Origin of the sequence: Pseudomonas sp. HMSC076A11 (assembly GCF_001810205.1) — a bacterium.
GTDB lineage: Bacteria > Pseudomonadota > Gammaproteobacteria > Pseudomonadales > Pseudomonadaceae > Pseudomonas > Pseudomonas aeruginosa.
This window is the reverse complement of record NZ_KV800279.1, coordinates 1-19,267: the sequence shown is the minus strand read 5'-3', so window position 1 is coordinate 19,267 and position 19,267 is coordinate 1. Positions and strand designations below refer to the sequence as shown.

Sequence of the window (19,267 nt, the reverse complement as noted above, 5' to 3'; positions counted from 1 at the left end):
GCGGCGAGCTGGAAACCCAGGCCGGGCGCCTGCGCCAGCTGGTGGACAGCTTCAAGATCTGAGCACTGCCCGAGCCGTAGCCGAACCGGCGGATAATCGCGCCGCGGCTATCCGCCCTGCCCCCGGCCATTCGTAGGGTGAACAACGCCAACGGCGTTGTTCACCCTTATCCTGCCAGGATGCCTCCCGAGGCATGCCTTCCTCTCCGCCCGCTCCCTCTGCGACCTATTCCCGCGCTGGCTGCCGCAAGCGCGCCGGCTCGCGCTTTCTTTCCTAGACTTGAAGCTACCCACGGCTCCCGCACACCGTTCGAACGACTGCCGGTGCCGGTGGTCCACTGAGTGGCAGAAGGAACAAGCTCAACGGAGGAAGGCCCATCGTGCACATCGCCGATATGACCATGTTCTACGCGCCTGCCAGCGGGGGGGTACGCACCTATCTCGAAGCCAAGCATCGCCATCTCTGGCACTATCCCGGCATTCGCCACAGCGTGCTGGTTCCCGGCGCCAGCTACCGCCAGGCGAACGGCATCCACGAGGTGCCGGCGCCGCCGCTGCCATTCGGCAATGGCTACCGCTTCCCTCTCCGTCGCGGCCCCTGGCGCAAGGTGCTGCGCAATCTACAACCGGACCTGATCGAGGTCGGCGACCCCTACCTCACCGCCTGGGCGGCGCTCGACGCGCGACGTCGGCTGGACGTGCCGGTGATCGGCTTCTACCACTCCGACCTGCCGCTGCTGGTGAGCAATCGCATGGGCGCCTGGCTCGGCACCAACGCGGACAACTACGTCAGCAAGCTGTACGGCCACTTCGACCGGGTCCTGGCCCCCAGCCGGGTAATGGCGGAAAAGCTGATGCGCCTGGGCGTCGCCGACGTGCATGTACAACCGCTGGGCGTCGACCTGGTCACCTTCCATCCGAGCAACCGCGATCCGGGGCTGCGCCAGGAACTCGGCCTGGACGAGGAAACCCGCCTGCTGGTGTTCGCAGGGCGCGGTTCGCGGGAAAAGAACCTGCCGGTACTGCTCGACGCCATCCAGCGCCTCGGCGACGGCTATCACCTGTTGCTGGTGGGTTCCAACATGCCGACCCGGGTTCCGCGCAACACCAGCGTGGTCGACCATTTCTGCGACAGCCGCGAAGTCGCCCGCCTGCTGGCGAGCAGCGACGCGCTGCTGCACGCCGGTGACCAGGAGACCTTCGGCCTGGTCGCACTCGAAGCGATGGCCAGCGGCATTCCGGTGGTGGCGGTGCGCGCCGGGGCACTGGCGGAAATAGTCCCGGAGCGTTGCGGCGTGCTCTGCGCACCGAACAACGGCGACGCCATGGCCTGCGCGGTGCGCGAACTGTTCAGCCACGACGTCGAGCTGCGCGGCCAGCGCGCCCGCCGTCACGTCGAGCGCCAGCATGCCTGGGACGCGGTGGTCGCCGGTCTGCTCCTGCACTACCACGCGGTACTCGGCGACAGCGAGGCGAGGTTCCCGCGCTATGGCTGAACGCAGCCTGCTGCTGGTGTTGCACGACGTGGCCCCGGAAACCTGGCCGGACTACCGGCCCTTCGTCGAGGCCGTGGACGCGCTCGGTGAGGTCCCCATGACCTGGCTGGTAGTGCCCGACTTCCACCATCGCAACCCGCTGGAAGCCGACGGAAAGTTCTGCAAACTGCTCTCGCGGCGGGTAACCCGGGGTGACGAACTGGCTCTCCACGGCTTCTATCACTACGATGACGCCCCACCACCGCGTACTCCAGGGCAATACTTCATGCGTCGCATCTACACCTGGGAGGGAGAGTTCTATGCCCTCGACCACGCCGAGGCCAAGACCCGCCTGGCCGCCGGCATCGAGCTGTTCCGCCGCCGCGGATGGCCGCTGCACGGTTTCGTCGCGCCGGCCTGGCTGATGAGCGCCGGCACCCGCCAGGCGCTCGGCGAGAGCGGGCTGCGCTACACCAGCGACCCGTCCAACCTGTATCTGCTTCCCCACCTGCAACCGATCGAGGCCCCCGGCCTGGTCTGGAGCGCGCGCAGTGCCTGGCGTCGCGGCCTCTCCTGGGCGCTCAGCGAGCAGCGCCGCCGGGCCTGGCGCGCAGCGCCGGTGATCCGTCTCGGACTCCATCCGGTCGACATGCGCCATCGCTTTTCCCGCGAATACTGGCTGCGTACCCTGCGCACCCTGCTATCCGAGGGGCGCCAGCCGTTGACCAAGATCGACTGGCTGGAGCGCCACCTCGCCCTGGACCGCGCGGCATGAGTCGAGGCTGGTTACTGCTGTTCGGTTTGATCGGTGCCTCGCTGATTCCGCTGGTGCTCGGCGGCAGCGACATGTTCCCGCGCTTGCGCGCCTTCCCGCTGGACAGTCTGCTGCTGATGTTCGGCATGATCGTGGTCTGCTGGTTCATCAACGGCCTGCGCCTGCGCCTGCTGCTCGCCGGGCGCGCCGGCAAGCTCGGGCAATTGCAGAGCGTCGGCATCATCATGGCCAGCGAATTCGCTTTCTGCGCCACTCCGGGCGGCAGCGGCGGGCCGTTGACCCTGATGGCGCTGCTGGCCCGGCGCGGCCTGCGCCCGGCACAGACCAGCGCGGTGTTCGCGGTCGACCAGTTGGCCGACCTGACGTTCTTCCTCTGCGCCCTCGGCGCGATCCTGATCTATGCCCTCAGCCATTCGCTGAGCCCGAACATGGAATCGAGCCTGATCTTCAGCGCGGTATTCCTGGTCGGCCTGTTCGTCGGCGCGGTAATGCTGATCCGCTACCTGCACCAGGTGATCCGCTTCAACGGGCGGGTTCTGGCGCGGCTCGGCGTGTCATCGCGCAAGCGCCTGCACTGGGGCCGCAAGATCCTGCATTTCCGCATTGCCCTGCACGACAGCCTGCGCCTGCCGAAACGACGCCTGCTGGCGGTCTTCCTTCTCAGCAGTACGCACTGGCTGCTGCGCTTCAGCGTGCTCGATCTGACCCTGCGCGGCCTGGGAGTGGATATCCAGTGGGCCTGGACCTTCCTGATCCAGATGGTCTCGCTCAGCGCCGGACAGCTCTCGCTGATCCCCGGCGGCGCCGGCGGCACCGAGCTGACCTCGGCGGCCCTGCTGGCCCCCATGATCGGCAAGTCGACGGCGGCGGCGGCCATCGTCATCTGGCGAGCGGTGACCTTCTATTTCTACCTCGTCGCCGGCGGCCCGGTGTTCGCAGTGCTCGCCGGACGCCCGCTGCTGAAGAAGCTGATCAGCAGTCGCGAGGCTTCTTCCTGAGCGTATCCTCGGCGTCAGCCTCGCCCGTCTCGCTGGCGCTCTCCTGGATACGCCGCCAGAGTTCGGCCGCGCCGGGAAACTCGGTTCCGTCCTCGTCGCCGAGGGCGTCGATGTCGTAACGGCTTGTGCAACCCTCGCCGAGGGTCGGTGGCGGGCTGGCGGTGCCCGCCGACCTGGGATCGCTCATGTTCGTTCCTCCGGGTGCCGGCCCTGGCCGGCATTCCAGGGAAGCCGACTCAGTCGAACACCACCGTCTTGTTGCCGTGTACCAGTACGCGGTCTTCCAGGTGATAGCGCAGTCCGCGCGCGAGCACCAGTTTTTCCACATCCTTGCCCAGCCGCACCATGTCTTCGACGTTGTCGCGGTGAGTGACCCGCACCACGTCCTGCTCGATGATCGGACCGGCATCCAGTTCCTCGGTCACGTAATGGCTGGTCGCGCCGATCAGCTTGACCCCGCGCTTCGACGCCTGGTGATACGGCTTGGCGCCGATGAAGGACGGCAGGAAGCTGTGGTGGATGTTGATCACCTGGTGGGCGTACTTGCGGCACAGGTCCGGCGGCAGGATCTGCATGTAGCGAGCCAGGACGATGCAGTCGGCGCCATGTTCGTCGATCAGCCGGGAAACTTCATCGAAGGCCGGCTGCTTGTCCTGCGGATCGACGGGAACGTGGAAATACGGGATGCCGTGCCACTCGACCATGCTGCGCAGGTCGTCGTGGTTGGCGATCACGCAGGGAATCTCGCAGTCCAGTTCGCCGCTGTGCCAGCGGTGCAGCAGATCGGCCAGGCAATGGGACTCCTTGCTGGCCATCAGCACCACGCGCTTCTTCACCTCGGAATCGGTGATTCGCCATTCCATGGAGAATTCGCGGGCGATCGGGGCGAAAGCCTGGCGGAAGCCATCCAGGTCGAACGGCAGAGAGTCGGCACGGATCTCGTGGCGCATGAAGAACCAGCCGTTATCGTTGTCGGAATGATGGCTGGCTTCGGTGATCCAGCCATTGTAGGTGGCCAGGAAGTTACTCACCTTGGCAACGATCCCGACCCCGTCGGGACAGGCGATCACCAGCCGAAAAGTGCGCATGGGTATACTCCAGAAACATCGCGAAAGGCCGCCATTCTAGCGGCATGGCGGGAAAAGTTCAGCCTCGGCGAAGGTCTTTCGACAGGCTGTTGCGCGAGAGAATAAACCCGCACAACAGGGCAATCCCGATGCGGAATTAATTACTTTGAATTTCATCGAGAAAAGTTTTCATCGCGGTTTACTTACAGTTTCGCCCTGACTATTATTGAATCTACTTACATGCCCGCCACCGCCACTCAGCACAGACAAGGTACCTGACATGTCCCTGATCAACGAATATCGCGCCACGGAAGAAGCCATCAAGGAACTTCAGGAGCGCCTGAAGTCCCTGGAACAAGACGACAAACTGAAAAAAGAACTGGAATTCGAAGAGAAGCTGCGCACGCTGATGGGCACTTACCAGAAGTCCCTGCGTGACGTGATTTCCCTGCTCGATCCGGACGCCAAGATCGGCAAGAGCACCCGCACCGCCAAGGCGCCTGCCGGCAAGCGCGCGCGCAAGGTCAAGCAGTACAAGAACCCGCACACCGGCGAAGTCATCGAGACCAAGGGCGGCAACCACAAGACTTTGAAAGAGTGGAAAGCCAAGTGGGGCCCCGAGGCCGTCGAGAGCTGGGCCACCCTGCTCGGCTAAACCAATCAGTTCCACGAAGAACGCCAGCCCAGTGCTGGCGTTTTTCATTTCCGCCGGATTGTATCGGCTCCTCTGCCTGCGCCCTCAAGTCTCCAGCGAATAGCGTTGACGCAGTTCCGCGGCGTAATCGCGCCAGGCCGCAAGTACCGCCGGCAATGTGCCGCCCTGCTCTTGCCGACAAGCCTCCAGCGCCGCCTCGAAGGCCGGCAAAGTATTCGGTGCGCCGTATTCTTCATGGGACAAACGATTGCGGCAGAAGCTTTCCCATTGTTGGCGCTCGGCCACATTTAAAGTTTCCGGGAAATTTCGCGCACGATAGCGGAAGAACAACTCCTGCAAACGGGCATCGTCGAAGGGCCATTGTTCTTTGGCCAATTGCTCCGGTTCGGCAAGGCGCAGCTGTTCACAAAGGCGTCGATCCCGATCGCCAATAAATCCGTCATACAACTGTTGCTCGGGGTCGTCGCTGGCGGAGAAACTTTCTTCGCCATATAGCGCTGTCAGTTTGTCCGCCCAGACGGTTTGATGCTGGCGCAACAGCTCGGCTTTTCGCTGGCACTCCTCGAGTTCGATGCCGGTTCGCTGGCGATCCTCGGCGCGCAATACCGACAGCGGCGCCACCACCGGGCAACGGTTGACCTGGATCTGCTTCAGCGGCACCGGCAACTCGCCCTCGGCCAGTTCGTCGCGACGGGTATACAGGCGCCTGCGCAAGTCTTCGGCCGACAACTCCAGCAGCGGCGCGGGATCGGCGCAGAGGTCGCAGACGATCAGAGCATTGCGGTTGCGCGGGTGCCAGGCCAGCGGCAGGACCACCGAGAGGAAATGGCGCTCCGCGGAAAAGCGTCCGGAGACATGCACCAGCGGCTGCAGCAGGCGCACCTGGTCGAGCACCTTGTGCTTGCTGCGCAACTGGTAGAGGTAATCGTACAGGCGCGGCTGGCGCTGACGGATCAGGCGGGCCAGGGCAATGGTGGCGCGGACATCGGAAAGCGCGTCGTGGGCCTGCCCATGCTCCAGGCCGTTCGCCGCGGTGAGCATTTCCAGCTTCAGCGACAGCCGGCCGTCCAGCTGCGGCCACTGGATGCCCTCCGGGCGCAGGGCATAGGCGGTACGGACCATGTCGATCAGGTCCCAGCGGCTATTGCCGCCTTGCCACTCGCGGGCGTAGGGATCGAAGAAGTTGCGGTACAGGCTGTAGCGCGTCACTTCGTCGTCGAAGCGCAGGGAGTTGTAGCCGGCCACGCAGGTCGCCGGCTGCGCCAGTTGGGCGTGTACCCGGGTCATGAAGTCGGCCTCGGACAGCCCCCGCTCGGCCAGCCGCTGGGGAGTGATGCCGGTGATCAGGCAAGCCATAGGGTGGGGCAGGATATCGTCGCTGGGACGGCAATACAGGTTCATCGGCTCGCCGATCTCGTTCAGCGCCTCGTCCGTGCGGATCCCGGCGATCTGCAACGGCCGGTCGCGGCGAGGGTCGATGCCGGTGGTTTCGTAGTCGTACCAAAAAATACTCGCGTTCACGGTCATTCCCTTTCTGGCGGCACCGGGCAGTCTACCAGTGACTGCCGCGAAGCTCGCGACCCACTTCGGGGATTTCCAGGTTTTCCAACGAACTCACGGAAAGCGCCGTAGGCACGGCCCGCCAGGGCGCGTCAGTGCGCATATCTGCCATCCGAACCTTGCGTTGTCCCCTTCGCCCTCGCTAGCATTCCGCTCGCACGGATGCCCGTTTCACTGACAAGGACAGCACCATGAACGACACCAGCAATCCCTACGCCACCCCCGCCAGCGCCCTGCAACCGACCCAGGCGGTGCCGCCGGTCATCGGCGACTACGACTTCCGCATCGGCGACGTGATCAGCGAAGCCTGGGCCAAGATCAAGGGCGTCAAAGGCATCCTGATCGGCGCCTTCGTGGTCTACAGCGTGGTGATCCAGACCATCACCTTCATCCTCACCCTGCTCTTCGGCGGTATCGGCCTGATGAGCGAGGCCGATCCCATCGCCTTCGCGGTCGGCCAGATGATCGCCAGCCTGGTCGCCACGGCGGTGGGCTACCCGTTCTTCACCGGCCTGACCATGATCGGCATCCGCCGCGCCGCCGACCAGCCGGCGACCTTCAACGAAATGTTCAACTACTTCGGCATGCTGGTGCCGCTGCTGCTCACCGGCCTGCTGATGATGCTGATGGTCTACGTCGGCTTCTTCCTGCTGATCATCCCCGGTCTCTACCTGAGCGTCGCCTACATGCTCGCCCTGCCGCTGGTGGCCGAGCGCGGCCTGACGCCCTGGCAGGCCCTGGAAACCTCGCGCAAGGCCATCAGCCGCCACTGGTTCAAGGTGTTCGGCCTGCTGCTGGTGCTGAGCCTGCTGATGCTGGTGAGCATGATCCCGCTGTTCATCGGCCTGATCTGGACCGGCCCGCTGTTCGTCGTCTCCATGGGTATTCTCTACCGCACCATCTTCGGCGTTCGCCCGCTGGGCAACTGAGGTGCAGACCGGGCCGTCGCGGCGGCCCGGTTGCCTGATGACGCCACGCTGGCTAGCATCTGACTTTCCCCGACACGGCCCCCCGATGCCACCGAACGCAGCCGCTCGCCTCGTCGCGCCCGCCTCCCGGCCAGGCGCCGAGGTCCTCGACACCCACTACCACGTGGAAACGCCGGAAGGCATCGACCTGCTCCTGCGTCCCGCCGGCGTCGTCCCCCGGGCCCTGGCCTATACCATCGACCTCTGCATCCGCGGCCTGATCATGCTGGTGCTGATGCTCGGCCTGGCGTTCCTCGGCAAGCTCGGCGCCGGCCTCGGCCTGCTGCTGACCTTCATCATGACCTGGTGGTACATGGTCCTCTTCGAGGTGCTCAACCAGGGCCGCTCGCCCGGCAAGCAGATGATGGGACTGCGCGTCGTCCACGACGACGGCACTCCGGTGGGCTGGGCCGCGTCGCTGCTGCGCAACCTGCTGCGCTTCGCCGACATCCTGCCCTTCGGCTACGCCCTCGGTCTGCTCTGTTGCCTGAACCATCCGGCCTTCAAGCGCCTGGGCGACATCGCCGCCGGCACCCTGGTGGTCTACCGCGAACCCGAACTGAGCCGGCCCAGCCTGCCTGACGTCGAGCCGCAACTGCCGCCCTTCCCCATGAGCCTGGAAGAACAGCGCGCCTTCCTCGGTTTCGCCGAACGCGGCGCGGCGCTTTCCTCGGCACGCCGCGAGGAACTGGCGGGCATTCTCGCCGAACCGCTGGGCGTCGAGCCGGTACGCGCCCAGGCCGAGATCAACGGCATCGCCCGCGGCTTTCTCGGCCTGCGTCAGGAGAGCGCATGAAACAGAGCCTCTTCGAACAGCGCCACCAGGCCGCCTGGCAACGCTTCGACAAACGCCTCGCCTTCCTCGAGAAAGGCAAGAAGCTGGAAGGCTCCAGCGACGACTTCGCCGCCGATTACCGGCGCCTCTGCCAACAACTGGCGCTGGCCCAGGAGCGCGGCTACAGCAGTCACCTGATCGACCAGTTGCAGCAACTGGCGATGCGCGGCCACCAGCAGTTCTACCGGCACCGCAGCCAGCTCGGCAGCCGCATCCTCGGCTTCCTGCTCGCCGGCCTGCCGCGCCTGGTCCGCGAGGAGTGGCGCAGCATCGCCGTGGCCAGCCTGCTGTTCTACGGCAGCGCCCTGCTCATGGGGCTGCTGGTTTATCACTTTCCCGACCTGATCTACAGCGTGGTCAGCCCGGACAAGGTCAGCGAGATGGAGTCTATGTACGCCCCGGAAACCACCCGCCTGGGTCCGTTGGGGGCACGCGACACCAGCGACGACTGGGAAATGTTCGGCTTCTACATCATGAACAACATCGGCATCGCCTTTCAGACCTTCGCCAGCGGCGTGCTGCTGGGACTCGGCAGCCTGTTCTTCCTGCTGTTCAATGGCCTGATGATCGGTTCGGTGGCCGGCCACCTGACGCAGATCGGCTACGTGCAGACCTTCTGGCCCTTCGTCATCGGCCACGGCGCGTTCGAACTGACCGCCATCACCTTCGCCGGCGCCGCCGGCCTCAAGCTCGGCTGGGCGCTGCTCGCGCCAGGTCGCCTGACCCGCGGCGAAGCCCTGCGGCTGGCCGCCCGGCGCAGCGTGCAACTGATCGCCGGGGTGATCGTGCTGTTGCTGCTGGCGGCCTTCACCGAGGCCTATTGGTCTTCCATCAGTCATTTCGAGCCGCGGGTGAAGTACGCGGTCGGCGCGGTCCTCTGGCTGCTGGTCGGCAGCTACTTCCTGTTCGCCGGACGGAGCCGCCATGCGCCTGACTGACGCCAGCGTGGCGATCCGCCCGCGCAGCGCCTGGGAAGCGCTCGACCTCGGCATCCTCCTGGCGCATCGCCATGCGCGCCTGCTGATGGGCAGCTGGGCGTTGCTGACCCTGCCGCTGTTCGCCGTGCTCAGCCTCCTGCTGTGGCAGCATCCGACCCTGGCGATCCTGATCTTCTGGTGGCTCAAGCCGGCCTTCGAACGGCTGCCGCTGTACATTCTCTCGCACGCCCTGTTCGGCGATACGCCAACCCTGAGGCAGGCCCTGCGCGCCTATCCCGCCCTGCTGAGGAAGCAGTTGCCGGCCAGCCTGCTGTGGCGCCGCTTCAGTCCGACGCGCAGCTTCGACCTGCCGGTCCTGCAACTGGAAGGGCTCGCCGGGGAGCCCCGCAGCCAGCGCCTGATCGTATTGTCCCAGCGCAACGCCGGCGGCGCGACCTGGCTGACCGTGGTCGGCGTGCACCTGGAAATGGCGCTCTGGGCCGGCTTCGCCATGCTTCTCTACCTGCTGATCCCGGCGCAGAACGAGATCGACTGGAACTGGCAGAGCCTGCTCGACCCGGAAGCCGGCGAGTGGCTCTGGCTGGAGCACCTGTCGAACCTGCTCTACGTCCTGGTGCTGGTAGTCTGGGAGCCGATCTACGTGGCCTGCGGCTTCACCCTCTACCTGAACCGGCGCACCGAACTGGAGGCCTGGGACATCGAGCTGGTGTTCCGCCGCCTGCGCCAGCGTCTGGTCGGCAGCGCCTATGTCCTGCTGCTCGGCCTGGCCGCTTCGCTGGCCTGGCTGCCCGCCCCTTCCGCCTACGCCGAGCCGGCGGCCGCCACCAGCGCCGGCGAAGCCGAGCTGCCGCCCGAGCAGGCCCGCCTGCTGCGGCAGAAACTCAACAGCGAACAGGCCGGCAAGCAGATCCGGGCGATCGTCGACGGCGCGCCGTTCAAGAACAGCGAGACCGTTACGGGCTGGCGCTTCGGCGACAAGACCGAGAAAAAGGACAGCCGCAAGGAGGACGAAGAGCGGCTCAAGGCATTCTTCGAGGCCCTGGCCAACTGGGTGCCGTTCCGTCACGCGGCGCAGGTCATCGAAGTGCTGCTCTGGGCGCTGCTGTTCAGCGCGGTGTTCCTGCTGGTCTGGCGCTACCGTGAATGGCTGCGCCTGTTCGTCGGCAACCTGGGCTTGCCGCAACGGGCCCGCCGCGAAGCGCCGACGGTGATGTTCGGCCTCGATCTCAGTCCGGAAAGCCTGCCCGACGACATCGCCGGCAACGCCGAACGGCTCTGGAACGAGAAACCACGGGAAGCCCTCGGCCTGCTCTACCGCGGGCTGCTCAGCCGGCTGCTGCATGACTACCGCCTGCCGTTGAAGGGCTCCCATACCGAGGGCGAGGTCCTGCGCCTGGTCGAAGGACTGGAGCAACAACGGCCGCTGCTGCACTACAGCCAACTGCTGACCGCCCAATGGCAGGCGCTCGCCTACGGCCACCGGCTGCCGGCCGACGACGCTCGCCAGCGCCTCTGCGACGGCTGGCGCAGCCTTTTCGCCGCGGGAGCCAAGCCATGATGAGCCGGCGCGCGCGCTTCCTGTTGCTTGCCGTGCTCCTGCTGCTGGCCGGGCTGCTGGCGATCTTCCTGGCCAGCCGCCTGCAACCCTATACGGAGACGATCGACCTCGGCCCATCGCCGGAGGCCCGGCGCAATCCCTACCTGGCCGCCGAACTGTTCCTGCGCAAGCAGGGGGTCACGGTGAGCCGCGCCGACGGCCTTGAGGTCCTCAAGGAACTGCCGCCCTCCGGGCATACCCTGCTCCTGCTCGGCAGCCGCTCCGGCATGACTCCCGGCCAGGCTCGCCGCCTGCTGCAATGGAGCGAGCAGGGCGGGCATCTGGTGCTGATCGCCGAACGCCTGTGGGACGAGGACGAGAAGAAGAGCGGCGACCTGCTGCTCGACAGCCTGGATATCCGCCAGTACCTCACCGAGGACTTCGACGACAGCCAGGACCGGGCCAGCGAGGAAACCGCCGACGCCGACGCCGACGAAGGTAGCGTCGACGACCACGCGACCGAAGCGCCGCCGGAGGACACCGCCGGCGAGGAAGAAGAGCCCGCCGACAGCGTGCCGGACTATTCCGCACTGACCCGCCTGTACCTGGAAAACGAGCGCTCGCCGGCCTACATCGGCTTCGATCCCGACTACCACCTCTACGATCCGCAGAACCACGCCTACGCCTGGGCCAACAGCGGCGACGCCACCCACCTGTTGCAGATGCAGCACGGCAAGGGCCTGGTCACGGTGCTCACCGACGCCTGGATCTGGCAGAACCGCAACATCGAGCAGTACGACAACGCCTGGCTGCTCTGGTACCTGACCCAGGACAACCAGGTGACCCTGCTCTACCGCGCCGAACGCGACAGCCTCGCCACCCTGCTCGCCCGCCACTTCCCCGAGGCCCTGGCGGCAGCGCTGCTGCTGTTGCTCGCCGGCCTGTGGCGCGCAGGGCTGCGCCAGGGTCCCTTGCAGCCGGTGGCCAGCCGTTCGCGCCGGCAACTGGAGGAACACCTGCGCGCCGGCGCCGACTTCCTCCTCCGCCAGCGCGGCCACGTCGCCTTGCTGCACGGTCTGCAACGCGACATCCTGCGCAGGGCGCGGCGTCGCCACCCCGGTTTCGAACAGCTCGGCGTCGCCGAGCAATGGCAGATCCTCGGGCGCATGACCCGCCTGCCACCCAGCGCCATCAGCCAGGCCATGCGCCCATATCCGGCGCAGCGCCTTTCCGCTGCCGACTTCACCCGCCAGGTCGCCCACCTGCAAAGCCTCAGGAATGCCCTATGAGCGAACAGACGCCCGAACAACCGAGCACCGCGCCCAACCCGGCGCTCCAGCGCCAGCGCGCCAGCCAGCTGGCCCAGGCCCTGCGCAGCGAACTGCAGAAAGCCCTGATCGGCCAGGGCGCAGTGATCGACGACGTGCTCACCGCGTTGCTCGCCGGCGGTCACGTGCTGGTGGAAGGCGTGCCGGGGCTCGGCAAGACCCTGCTGGTACGCGCCCTGGCGCGCTGCTTCGACGGCGGCTTCGCGCGCATCCAGTTCACCCCCGACCTGATGCCCAGCGACGTCACCGGCCACGCCGTATACGACCTCGCCAGCGAGCAGTTCAAGCTGCGCAAGGGGCCGGTGTTCACCCACCTGCTGCTGGCGGACGAGATCAACCGCGCGCCGGCCAAGACCCAGGCCGCCCTGCTGGAAGTGATGCAGGAGCGCCAGGTCACCCTGGAAGGACGCGCCCTGCCGGTGCCGCAGCCGTTCATGGTGCTGGCGACGCAGAACCCGATCGAGCAGGAAGGCACCTATCCGCTGCCGGAAGCCGAACTCGACCGCTTCATGCTCAAGCTGCGCATCGATTACCCGGCCGAAGCCGAGGAACAGACCCTGGTGCGCCAGGTGACCCGCTCCGCGCGCAGCGACATGCTCGACGTGGCCAACCTGCGGCCGCTGCTGAAGGACAAGGACGTTCTCGCCCTGCAGCGGATCGCCAGCGACCTGCCGATCGACGACCAGGTCCTCGACTATGCCGTGCGCCTGGCCCGCACCACCCGCAACTGGCCGGGCCTGGCCCTCGGCGCCGGACCTCGCGCGTCGATCGCCCTGGTCCGTTGCGGCCGGGCGCGGGCGCTGCTGCGCGGCGGCGAGTTCGTGGTGCCGGACGACATCAAGGGCTGTGCCCTGGCGGTCCTGCGCCATCGGGTCCGGCTGTCTCCGGAGCTGGACATCGAGGGGCTGTCGGTGGACCAGGTCCTGCAACAGTTGCTCGACCAGGTACCGGCCCCCCGCGTATGAAGCCATCGCGCGCCCTGCTGGCGCTGTTCGCCGCGCTCCTGCTGCTGGCCATCGGCCTGGGCAGCCTGTCGGCGCTCGGCCAGCGGTTGCCTGCGCAACTGCATACATTCTGGTGGGCGGCGCTCGCCGCGCTGCTCCTGCTCGGCCTGCTGGACGCCCTGTGGGCGCGCCGCCAGGCGGTACCGAAGCTGAGCCGCCAGCTCAGCGGCAACCTGCCGCTGGGGCGCTGGAGCGAAGTGCGCCTGCATCTGCAGCACACCTATCGGCGTCCGGTTCGCCTGACCCTGTTCGATCACCTGCCGGCCGGCATGGATTTCGAGTACCTGCCGCAGGAGGTCGAACTGCGCCCGGGCGAAAGCACCGAGGTCGGCTACCGGGTGCGGCCGCTCAACCGCGGTCACTTCGTGTTTCCCCGCTGCGAGCTGGAACTGCCCAGCCCGCTGCGCCTGTGGCGGCAGCGCCGCTACCTGGAAGCACGCGGCGAGACCCGCGTCTACCCGGACTTCGCCCGCCTCTACGGCGCCGAACTGATGGCGGTCGACCACTGGCTCAACCAGATCGGCGTACGCGGCGGCCAGCGCCGCGGCCTCGGCCTGGAGTTCCACCAGTTGCGCGAATTCCGCGACGGCGACACCCTGCGCCAGATCGACTGGAAGGCCACCGCTCGCAAACGCACGCCGATCGCCCGCGAATACCAGGACGAACGCGACCAGCAGATCCTCTTCCTGCTCGACTGCGGCCGCCGCATGCGCAGCCAGGACGGCGACCTGTCGCACTTCGACCATGCCCTCAACGCCAGCCTGCTGCTGGCCTACGTGGCCCTGCGCCAGGGCGACGCGGTGGGCGCCATGACCTTCGCCGGCGACGACCGCCGGCATCTCCCGCCGGGCAAGGGCAGCGCCCAGCTCGGCGCGCTGCTCAACACCGTCTACGACCTGCAGACCAGCCAGAGTCCCGCCGATTTCCCGGAAGCCGTGCAGGCGGTGCTGTCCCGCCAGCGGCGGCGGGCCCTGGTGATCCTGGTAACCAACCTGCGCGACGAGGACGACGAAGAACTGCTCGGCGCGGTGAAACGCCTGGGCCGCCAGCACCGGGTGCTGGTCGCCAGCCTGCGCGAGGAAGTGCTCGACACCCTGCGCCAGGAGCCGGTCGCCCGCTACGAGCAGGCGCTCGCCTACACCGGCACCATCGACTACCTGAATGCGCGCAACGGCCTCCACGAGAAGCTCGCGGCCCACGGCGTGCCAGTGCTCGATGCGCGTCCCAGCGAACTCGGGCCGGAGCTGATCAGCCGCTACCTGGGCTGGAAGCGCGCCGGCGTGCTTTGACGGATCAGACCGACTGCGGCTGGCGGGGGAAGCTGAAGTAGCGGCGCAGCGCCTCCACCAGTTCGAGGAATTCGGCGGGCGGCGCCAGCAGATGGAAGCCGGAATCGAAATGACCGGGCGTGACGTCCTCGCAGGTCCACCGGCAGTCGGCGGAAAAATCGATGCATTGCGGGCGACCGCCCAGTCCCGGAACCTTCAGGCGCAGTTCGAAACGCGCGCCGACCAGCATCGGCAATTGGCTGATCAGCAGCAGGCCGTCCTCGGAGACGTTGCCGATGTAGCCCATCGGCTTATCGGTGATGCGATTGAACACCTTCAGGTAGCTGGGCAACTGATGGCGCTGGATATGTCGTTGAAGACCCATAATGGCATTTCGCTATGATTTGCAGTCCAGTATGACGATGCCGGCGCTCGGGGAACAAGCTCAGCGGCAGCGTTCGGACTCCCGCGAGGCCAGTTCGCGACGAATGGCGTCCAGCTCGGCATCGCTCAGATAAACCGGCCCGCCGCCGGCGTCCTGCCGATAGAAGCGGCCGCCGCGTTCGAGCTGGGACAACTGTTGCCGCAAGCGCCCGCATTCCTCGGCCAGCGCAGCCTGGCGCTGGCCGGCACGTTCGGCGGCGGCGGTGCGTTCCTCGCGACGAGCATCGAAATACTCCTGGGTGCGCTGCTCGCGCTGGCGGGTCGCGGCGTCACGTTCCACCACCTGCGGCCTGACTTCGACGCGTTGCGCGCCGGCCGGTGGCGTGGCGGAGAAGTGTACCTTGCCCTGGGCATCGGTCCAGCGATAGATGTCCGCCTGCGCCAGCACGGGCATCAGGGCGACACAGAACCACAGGGCACGCATGCGAACCTCCTCCGTGAAATCCAGGGCGAAGCTTACCGGATAGACCGGTGTCCCATGCGACCGACGGTCAGCCTGAACGCCCGTCCAATCCCTCCCGGCCGCCTACAGGCGGGTCGGCACGGCGCTGGCCGAGGCCGGCGTCTCGCTCAGCCGGCCCAGCTGGCGCAACGTCTCCAGCCGCGCCTTGGCACGGTAGGCATATTCGCTGGTGGGGTAACGGGCGATGATGAAGTGGTAGGTCTGCGCCGCGTCGACGAACAGGCTCTGGCGTTCCAGGCACTGGCCGCGCAGCAGCGAGATTTCCGGCTGCAGGTAGGGCCGCGCGCGAATCCGCCGTTCGGCCCGCGACAGGTCGAGCATCACCTGTGCGCAATCGCCTTTGTCGTAGGCGCGGTAGGCCCCGTTCAGGTCGCTGTTCAGCGACCAGCTGTTACAACCGGTGGCACTCAGCGCCAGGCAGGCAACGATCAAGCTTCGCATAGGCATATCCTCCGTTGGGAACTGTATCGGCGCGTATTGGCGTGACTGAAGGGCCTGACTAGACTGGGATGCCCCTCGCCCTGGCGCCAAGGAGATGCCATGCGCTTCGCCCGCCGTCTCGTCCTGCTCCCGTTGCTGTCGCTGCTGGCCGCCTGCTCGCCGACCACGCCGCTGTTCGTCGCCCAGGTGACCACTGGCGAAGTCGCCGAATACAAGCAGATGAAGAGCAACCGCATGACCGCCGCCATCGAGGAGGAAGGCGACCTGCTGACCTACAGCGCCATGGCGATCCGCGACAACAGGAGCGCCGAGGCGGAAAAGCTCTACCTCACCGGCTACGACAATCGCCGCTACAGCGCCGAGGTGCGCGGTATCTCGCTGTACCAGATCGGCCTGATCTACATGAGCCGCTACAACGACCAGCGCGACGACGCCAAGGCCACCGACTACTTCCAGCGCGTGGTCCGCGAGTTCCCCGGCACCCACGCCGCCGAGCATGCCCAGGCGCGCCTGCTGGCGATGCGGCAGCGAGCCAGGGAGCCGGTGCAGAAGAGCGCCCGCGAATTGCTCGCCACCTGGAAGCCACAGCAGAACCTCGACCTCTACAAGACCAGCCTCGACCCGGACATGACCCTGCTGTCGCGCCGCGCGGTGCTCAAGGATCGCGTCGACGAGGCTGCCGAACTCTACCTGCTGGCGGTCAACGATCCGGCGATTCCTGCCGGTATAAAGGAAAAGGCCCTCTACCAGCTCGGCCTGATGTACCTGGCGCCGGACAACCCGCACCCGAACCGCGACAAGGCCATCGAATACCTGCGCCGCCAGTTGCTCGACTATCCTGAAGGCGAATTGTCGAACAAGGCCGGCCGGCACCTCGACCAGGCGCTCAACGTGCAACCTCGCTGATCCCCGCCGGACTGACCCAGATCAAGCGCCCGTCGCGGCGCCTGGTCTGCAATGGCATTCCCGCCCAATGCCAGGAGCGTTGTCATGAACCTGCATAACCTGCTGGTGGTCGTCGACCCGAGCAGCGACGAACAGCCGGCCCTTACCCGTGCCCAGTGGATCGCCGAACGCAGCGGTGCCAGCGTCGAGTTGCTGCTGTGCGACTTCAACCCGGCGCTGGACGGCGGGCTGTTCTTCGACAGTCACTCGCTGCAGCGTGCCCGCGACCTTTACCTGGACGAACGGGTCACCTGGCTGGAGCAGCTTTCCATGCCGCTGCAGCAGGCCGGCATCCGCACTCAGGTCGAGGCCCAGTGGGGCAAGCCGCTGGACCGGATGGTCCTACAACGGGTCGGCGAAACCCGGCCCGACCTGGTCCTCAAGAGCACCCGCAAGCACAACCTGCTGCGCCGCCTGCTACTGGGCAACAGCGACTGGCAATTGATCCGCCACTGCCCGCAGCCGCTCTGGCTGGTCCATCACGACGCCTGGCGCGGCCAGCGCCTGTGCGCGGCGCTCGACCCGCTGCATGCCAGCGACAAGCCGGCCGCCCTCGATCACCGGCTGATCGCCGCCGCCCGCCAGCTCGAAGCCAGCCTGGGGCTGCGCGCCGACTACCTGCATACCCACGCGGCGATGCCGCGCAGCCTGCTGTTCGACGCGGAAATGCTCGCCGGCTACGAGCGTTTCGTGCTGCAACATGAGGAACGTCACCGCCAGTCCTTCGACGACCTGCTGGCAGCCTACCCGGAGATCGCCGCGGAGCGCCGCCACCTGCTGGCCGGCTATGCCGAGCAGGCGATCCCCGACTTCGTCCGGGCCAACGACATCGACCTGCTGCTGATGGGCGCGGTCGCCCGGGGGCACCTGGACAACGCGCTGATCGGGCAGACCGCCGAACGCGTCCTGGAGGAGGTGGAATGCGACCTGCTGGTGCTCAAACCGACAAATGACATCTGATGCAGATAGTATGACTCCGCAGTCGCCGCCGAGCCTCGCCGGTGGTAGCCTGCACGCCAGCGTTATCCAAGGAGTCCTTTGCATGTCCGTTCGCCGCACCAAAATCGTCGCCACCCTCGGCCCAGCCAGCAATTCCCCGGAAGTGCTGGAGCAACTGATCCTGGCCGGGATCGACGTCGCCCGCCTCAACTTCTCCCACGGCACCCCCGATGAACACCGCGCCCGCGCCAGGCTGGTGCGCGAACTGGCGGCCAAGCACGGCCGCTTCGTCGCCCTGCTCGGCGACCTGCAAGGACCGAAGATCCGCATCGCCAAGTTCGCCAACAAGCGCATCGAATTGCAGGTCGGCGACAAGTTCCGCTTCTCCACCAGCCACGCCCGCGACGCCGGTACCCAGGAAGTGGTCGGCATCGACTACCCGGACCTGGTGAAGGACTGCGGGGTCGGCGATGAACTGCTGCTGGACGACGGCCGGGTGGTGATGGTGGTCGAGGAAGTCGCCGCCGACGAACTGCGCTGCCGGGTGCTGATCGGCGGCCCGCTGTCCGACCACAAGGGCATCAACCGCCGCGGCGGCGGTCTCACCGCGCCGGCGCTGACCGACAAGGACAAGGCCGACATCAAGCTGGCCGCGGACATGGACCTGGACTACGTGGCCGTTTCCTTCCCGCGCGACGCCAAGGACATGGAATACGCCCGCCGCCTGCTCACCGAGGCCGGTGGCAAGGCCTGGCTGGTGGCCAAGATCGAGCGCGCCGAGGCGGTCGCCGACGACGACGCCCTCGACGGCCTGATTCGTGCCAGCGACGCGGTGATGGTGGCCCGTGGCGACCTCGGCGTGGAAATCGGCGATGCCGAGCTGGTCGGCATCCAGAAGAAGATCATCCTGCACGCCCGCCGCAACAATAAAGTGGTGATCACCGCGACCCAGATGATGGAGTCGATGATCCACAGCCCGATGCCGACCCGCGCGGAAGTCTCCGACGTGGCCAACGCCGTGCTCGACTACACCGATGCGGTGATGCTCTCGGCGGAAAGCGCCGCCGGCGAGTACCCGGTGGAAGCGGTGCAAGCCATGGCCCGCGTCTGCCAGGGCGCCGAGAAGCACCCGACCAGCCAGAAATCCAGCCACCGCCTCGGCCAGACCTTCGACCGCTGCGACGAGAGCATCGCCCTGGCGTCGATGTACACGGCCAACCACTTCCCGGGGATCAAGGCGATCATCTGCCTGACCGAAAGCGGCTTCACCCCGCTGATCATGTCGCGCATCCGCTCGTCGGTACCGATTTACGCCTACTCCCCGCACCGCGAGACTCAGGCTCGCGTGGCGATGTTCCGCGGCGTGGAAACCATCCCCTTCGACCCGGCGGCGCTGCCGGCGGAGAAGGTCAGCCAGGCCGCGGTCGACGAGTTGCTCAAGCGCGGCGTGGTGACCAAGGGCGACTGGGTGATCCTGACCAAGGGCGACAGCTACACCGCCCAGGGCGGCACCAACACCATGAAGGTGCTGCACGTCGGCGACCTGCTGGTATAAGCGCACGTCGCGGCGTTATCCGCCCTACGGACCGGAGCCCCGCTGGCCCAACCTGGTGTAGGGCGAATAACCG

General features: G+C 66.7%; 20 protein-coding genes. 14 read left to right on the top strand and 6 right to left on the bottom strand.

The genetic code is table 11. The features are described 5' to 3' along the window. Positions 1-379 precede the first annotated feature (379 nt). The 3 genes from HMPREF2716_RS05540 to HMPREF2716_RS05530 are packed head-to-tail and all read left to right on the top strand — an operon-like array spanning position 380 to position 3,247. Positions 380-1,495, top strand: coding sequence for an N-acetylglucosaminyl phosphatidylglycerol synthase (locus tag HMPREF2716_RS05540; RefSeq protein WP_003101181.1), 1,116 nt, complete (start codon positions 380-382; stop codon positions 1,493-1,495). Then, entirely contained in the window at positions 1,488-2,249 is a 762-nt protein-coding gene (locus HMPREF2716_RS05535; RefSeq protein ID WP_023090821.1) for an N-acetylglucosaminyl phosphatidylglycerol deacetylase, read from the top strand. The genes HMPREF2716_RS05540 and HMPREF2716_RS05535 overlap by 8 nt, the downstream gene beginning before the upstream one ends. After that, complete coding sequence (locus tag HMPREF2716_RS05530; RefSeq protein WP_003120851.1) at positions 2,246-3,247, top strand: glucosaminyl phosphatidylglycerol flippase; 1,002 nt, start codon at positions 2,246-2,248, stop codon at positions 3,245-3,247. Before HMPREF2716_RS05535 ends, HMPREF2716_RS05530 begins: the two co-directional genes overlap by 4 nt. On the opposite strand, the gene HMPREF2716_RS05525 is transcribed toward HMPREF2716_RS05530, so the two are convergent. Together HMPREF2716_RS05525 and purU are read right to left on the bottom strand one after the other, a co-directional pair. After that, positions 3,222-3,434, bottom strand: a complete 213-nt coding sequence (locus tag HMPREF2716_RS05525; RefSeq protein WP_003101176.1) for a hypothetical protein — start codon at positions 3,432-3,434, stop codon at positions 3,222-3,224. The two genes, HMPREF2716_RS05530 and HMPREF2716_RS05525, sit on opposite strands and share 26 nt — an antisense overlap. Before the next feature lie 49 nt (positions 3,435-3,483). Then, a complete protein-coding gene (gene purU / locus HMPREF2716_RS05520) occupies positions 3,484-4,335 on the bottom strand; it encodes a formyltetrahydrofolate deformylase (protein WP_003101174.1) in 852 nt (283 codons plus the stop codon). Between the two features lie 259 nt (positions 4,336-4,594). Between purU and mvaT the strand changes: the two genes are divergently transcribed. Further along, positions 4,595-4,969: a histone-like nucleoid-structuring protein MvaT gene (gene mvaT / locus HMPREF2716_RS05515; protein ID WP_003093888.1), complete on the top strand. Its 375-nt coding sequence runs from the start codon at positions 4,595-4,597 to the stop codon at positions 4,967-4,969. A gap of 84 nt (positions 4,970-5,053) precedes the next feature. Here the strand turns inward: mvaT and sbcB are convergent, their stop codons facing one another. Beyond that, entirely contained in the window at positions 5,054-6,496 is a 1,443-nt protein-coding gene (gene sbcB / locus HMPREF2716_RS05510) for an exodeoxyribonuclease I (protein WP_003120852.1), read from the bottom strand. A gap of 224 nt (positions 6,497-6,720) precedes the next feature. On the opposite strand from sbcB, the gene HMPREF2716_RS05505 reads away from it, so the two are divergent. From HMPREF2716_RS05505 to HMPREF2716_RS05475, 7 genes are read left to right on the top strand one after another with little or no spacing between them, the layout of a single operon-like run. Then, positions 6,721-7,458, top strand: a complete 738-nt coding sequence (locus HMPREF2716_RS05505; protein ID WP_003101171.1) for a hypothetical protein — start codon at positions 6,721-6,723, stop codon at positions 7,456-7,458. Between the two features lie 37 nt (positions 7,459-7,495). After that, positions 7,496-8,293: an RDD family protein gene (locus tag HMPREF2716_RS05500; RefSeq protein ID WP_003123273.1), complete on the top strand. Its 798-nt coding sequence runs from the start codon at positions 7,496-7,498 to the stop codon at positions 8,291-8,293. Next, the gene (locus HMPREF2716_RS05495) at positions 8,290-9,270 is read left to right on the top strand and encodes a stage II sporulation protein M (RefSeq protein WP_003134640.1); all 981 of its coding nucleotides are present in this window, start codon (positions 8,290-8,292) and stop codon (positions 9,268-9,270) included. Before HMPREF2716_RS05500 ends, HMPREF2716_RS05495 begins: the two co-directional genes overlap by 4 nt. Next, a complete protein-coding gene (locus tag HMPREF2716_RS05490) occupies positions 9,257-10,828 on the top strand; it encodes a DUF4129 domain-containing protein (protein WP_003161496.1) in 1,572 nt (523 codons plus the stop codon). The genes HMPREF2716_RS05495 and HMPREF2716_RS05490 overlap by 14 nt, the downstream gene beginning before the upstream one ends. Continuing rightward, positions 10,825-12,096, top strand: a complete 1,272-nt coding sequence (locus HMPREF2716_RS05485; protein WP_003112781.1) for a DUF4350 domain-containing protein — start codon at positions 10,825-10,827, stop codon at positions 12,094-12,096. The genes HMPREF2716_RS05490 and HMPREF2716_RS05485 overlap by 4 nt, the downstream gene beginning before the upstream one ends. After that, positions 12,093-13,100 carry an AAA family ATPase gene (locus HMPREF2716_RS05480; RefSeq protein ID WP_003093896.1) on the top strand — a complete coding sequence of 336 codons (1,008 nt, stop codon included), beginning with the start codon at positions 12,093-12,095 and terminating at the stop codon, positions 13,098-13,100. The genes HMPREF2716_RS05485 and HMPREF2716_RS05480 overlap by 4 nt, the downstream gene beginning before the upstream one ends. Further along, positions 13,097-14,428, top strand: coding sequence for a DUF58 domain-containing protein (locus HMPREF2716_RS05475; protein WP_023518057.1), 1,332 nt, complete (start codon positions 13,097-13,099; stop codon positions 14,426-14,428). The genes HMPREF2716_RS05480 and HMPREF2716_RS05475 overlap by 4 nt, the downstream gene beginning before the upstream one ends. 4 nt (positions 14,429-14,432) lie before the next feature. Here the strand turns inward: HMPREF2716_RS05475 and HMPREF2716_RS05470 are convergent, their stop codons facing one another. The 3 genes from HMPREF2716_RS05470 to HMPREF2716_RS05460 all read right to left on the bottom strand — a co-directional run bounded on the left by HMPREF2716_RS05470 (position 14,433) and on the right by HMPREF2716_RS05460 (position 15,761). Next, the gene (locus tag HMPREF2716_RS05470) at positions 14,433-14,792 is read right to left on the bottom strand and encodes a PilZ domain-containing protein (protein ID WP_003093898.1); all 360 of its coding nucleotides are present in this window, start codon (positions 14,790-14,792) and stop codon (positions 14,433-14,435) included. Positions 14,793-14,852: 60 nt separating this feature from the next. Further along, positions 14,853-15,275, bottom strand: a complete 423-nt coding sequence (locus HMPREF2716_RS05465; protein WP_003093901.1) for a DUF4124 domain-containing protein — start codon at positions 15,273-15,275, stop codon at positions 14,853-14,855. 102 nt (positions 15,276-15,377) lie between these two features. Next, positions 15,378-15,761, bottom strand: coding sequence for a tetratricopeptide repeat protein (locus tag HMPREF2716_RS05460; RefSeq protein ID WP_003120855.1), 384 nt, complete (start codon positions 15,759-15,761; stop codon positions 15,378-15,380). A gap of 93 nt (positions 15,762-15,854) precedes the next feature. Here HMPREF2716_RS05460 and HMPREF2716_RS05455 point away from each other — a divergent pair, with 93 nt between their 5' ends. The 3 genes from HMPREF2716_RS05455 (at position 15,855) to pyk (ending at position 19,194) form a co-directional block, all read left to right on the top strand. Then, entirely contained in the window at positions 15,855-16,661 is an 807-nt protein-coding gene (locus tag HMPREF2716_RS05455) for a tetratricopeptide repeat protein (RefSeq protein WP_003101159.1), read from the top strand. A gap of 84 nt (positions 16,662-16,745) precedes the next feature. Beyond that, the gene (locus tag HMPREF2716_RS05450; RefSeq protein WP_023518058.1) at positions 16,746-17,660 is read left to right on the top strand and encodes a universal stress protein; all 915 of its coding nucleotides are present in this window, start codon (positions 16,746-16,748) and stop codon (positions 17,658-17,660) included. A gap of 82 nt (positions 17,661-17,742) precedes the next feature. Beyond that, complete coding sequence (gene pyk / locus HMPREF2716_RS05445) at positions 17,743-19,194, top strand: pyruvate kinase (protein ID WP_003141226.1); 1,452 nt, start codon at positions 17,743-17,745, stop codon at positions 19,192-19,194. The last annotated feature ends 73 nt before the right edge of the window (positions 19,195-19,267 follow it).

Excerpts from the sequence above, each read along its gene's own strand:
- HMPREF2716_RS05535 (WP_023090821.1), top strand. The coding sequence starts at position 1,488 with ATGGCTGAACGCAGCCTGCTGCTGGTGTTGCACGACGTGGCCCCGGAA.
- HMPREF2716_RS05455 (WP_003101159.1), top strand. The coding sequence starts at position 15,855 with ATGCGCTTCGCCCGCCGTCTCGTCCTGCTCCCGTTGCTGTCGCTGCTG.
- purU (WP_003101174.1), bottom strand. The coding sequence starts at position 4,335 with ATGCGCACTTTTCGGCTGGTGATCGCCTGTCCCGACGGGGTCGGGATC.
- HMPREF2716_RS05525 (WP_003101176.1), bottom strand. The coding sequence starts at position 3,434 with ATGAGCGATCCCAGGTCGGCGGGCACCGCCAGCCCGCCACCGACCCTC.
- HMPREF2716_RS05505 (WP_003101171.1), top strand. The coding sequence starts at position 6,721 with ATGAACGACACCAGCAATCCCTACGCCACCCCCGCCAGCGCCCTGCAA.
- HMPREF2716_RS05470 (WP_003093898.1), bottom strand. The coding sequence starts at position 14,792 with ATGGGTCTTCAACGACATATCCAGCGCCATCAGTTGCCCAGCTACCTG.
- HMPREF2716_RS05500 (WP_003123273.1), top strand. The coding sequence starts at position 7,496 with ATGACGCCACGCTGGCTAGCATCTGACTTTCCCCGACACGGCCCCCCG.
- HMPREF2716_RS05490 (WP_003161496.1), top strand. The coding sequence starts at position 9,257 with ATGCGCCTGACTGACGCCAGCGTGGCGATCCGCCCGCGCAGCGCCTGG.
- HMPREF2716_RS05465 (WP_003093901.1), bottom strand. The coding sequence starts at position 15,275 with ATGCGTGCCCTGTGGTTCTGTGTCGCCCTGATGCCCGTGCTGGCGCAG.
- HMPREF2716_RS05475 (WP_023518057.1), top strand. The coding sequence starts at position 13,097 with ATGAAGCCATCGCGCGCCCTGCTGGCGCTGTTCGCCGCGCTCCTGCTG.
- HMPREF2716_RS05495 (WP_003134640.1), top strand. The coding sequence starts at position 8,290 with ATGAAACAGAGCCTCTTCGAACAGCGCCACCAGGCCGCCTGGCAACGC.
- sbcB (WP_003120852.1), bottom strand. The coding sequence starts at position 6,496 with ATGACCGTGAACGCGAGTATTTTTTGGTACGACTACGAAACCACCGGC.
- HMPREF2716_RS05485 (WP_003112781.1), top strand. The coding sequence starts at position 10,825 with ATGATGAGCCGGCGCGCGCGCTTCCTGTTGCTTGCCGTGCTCCTGCTG.
- HMPREF2716_RS05530 (WP_003120851.1), top strand. The coding sequence starts at position 2,246 with ATGAGTCGAGGCTGGTTACTGCTGTTCGGTTTGATCGGTGCCTCGCTG.
- pyk (WP_003141226.1), top strand. The coding sequence starts at position 17,743 with ATGTCCGTTCGCCGCACCAAAATCGTCGCCACCCTCGGCCCAGCCAGC.
- mvaT (WP_003093888.1), top strand. The coding sequence starts at position 4,595 with ATGTCCCTGATCAACGAATATCGCGCCACGGAAGAAGCCATCAAGGAA.
- HMPREF2716_RS05450 (WP_023518058.1), top strand. The coding sequence starts at position 16,746 with ATGAACCTGCATAACCTGCTGGTGGTCGTCGACCCGAGCAGCGACGAA.
- HMPREF2716_RS05480 (WP_003093896.1), top strand. The coding sequence starts at position 12,093 with ATGAGCGAACAGACGCCCGAACAACCGAGCACCGCGCCCAACCCGGCG.
- HMPREF2716_RS05460 (WP_003120855.1), bottom strand. The coding sequence starts at position 15,761 with ATGCCTATGCGAAGCTTGATCGTTGCCTGCCTGGCGCTGAGTGCCACC.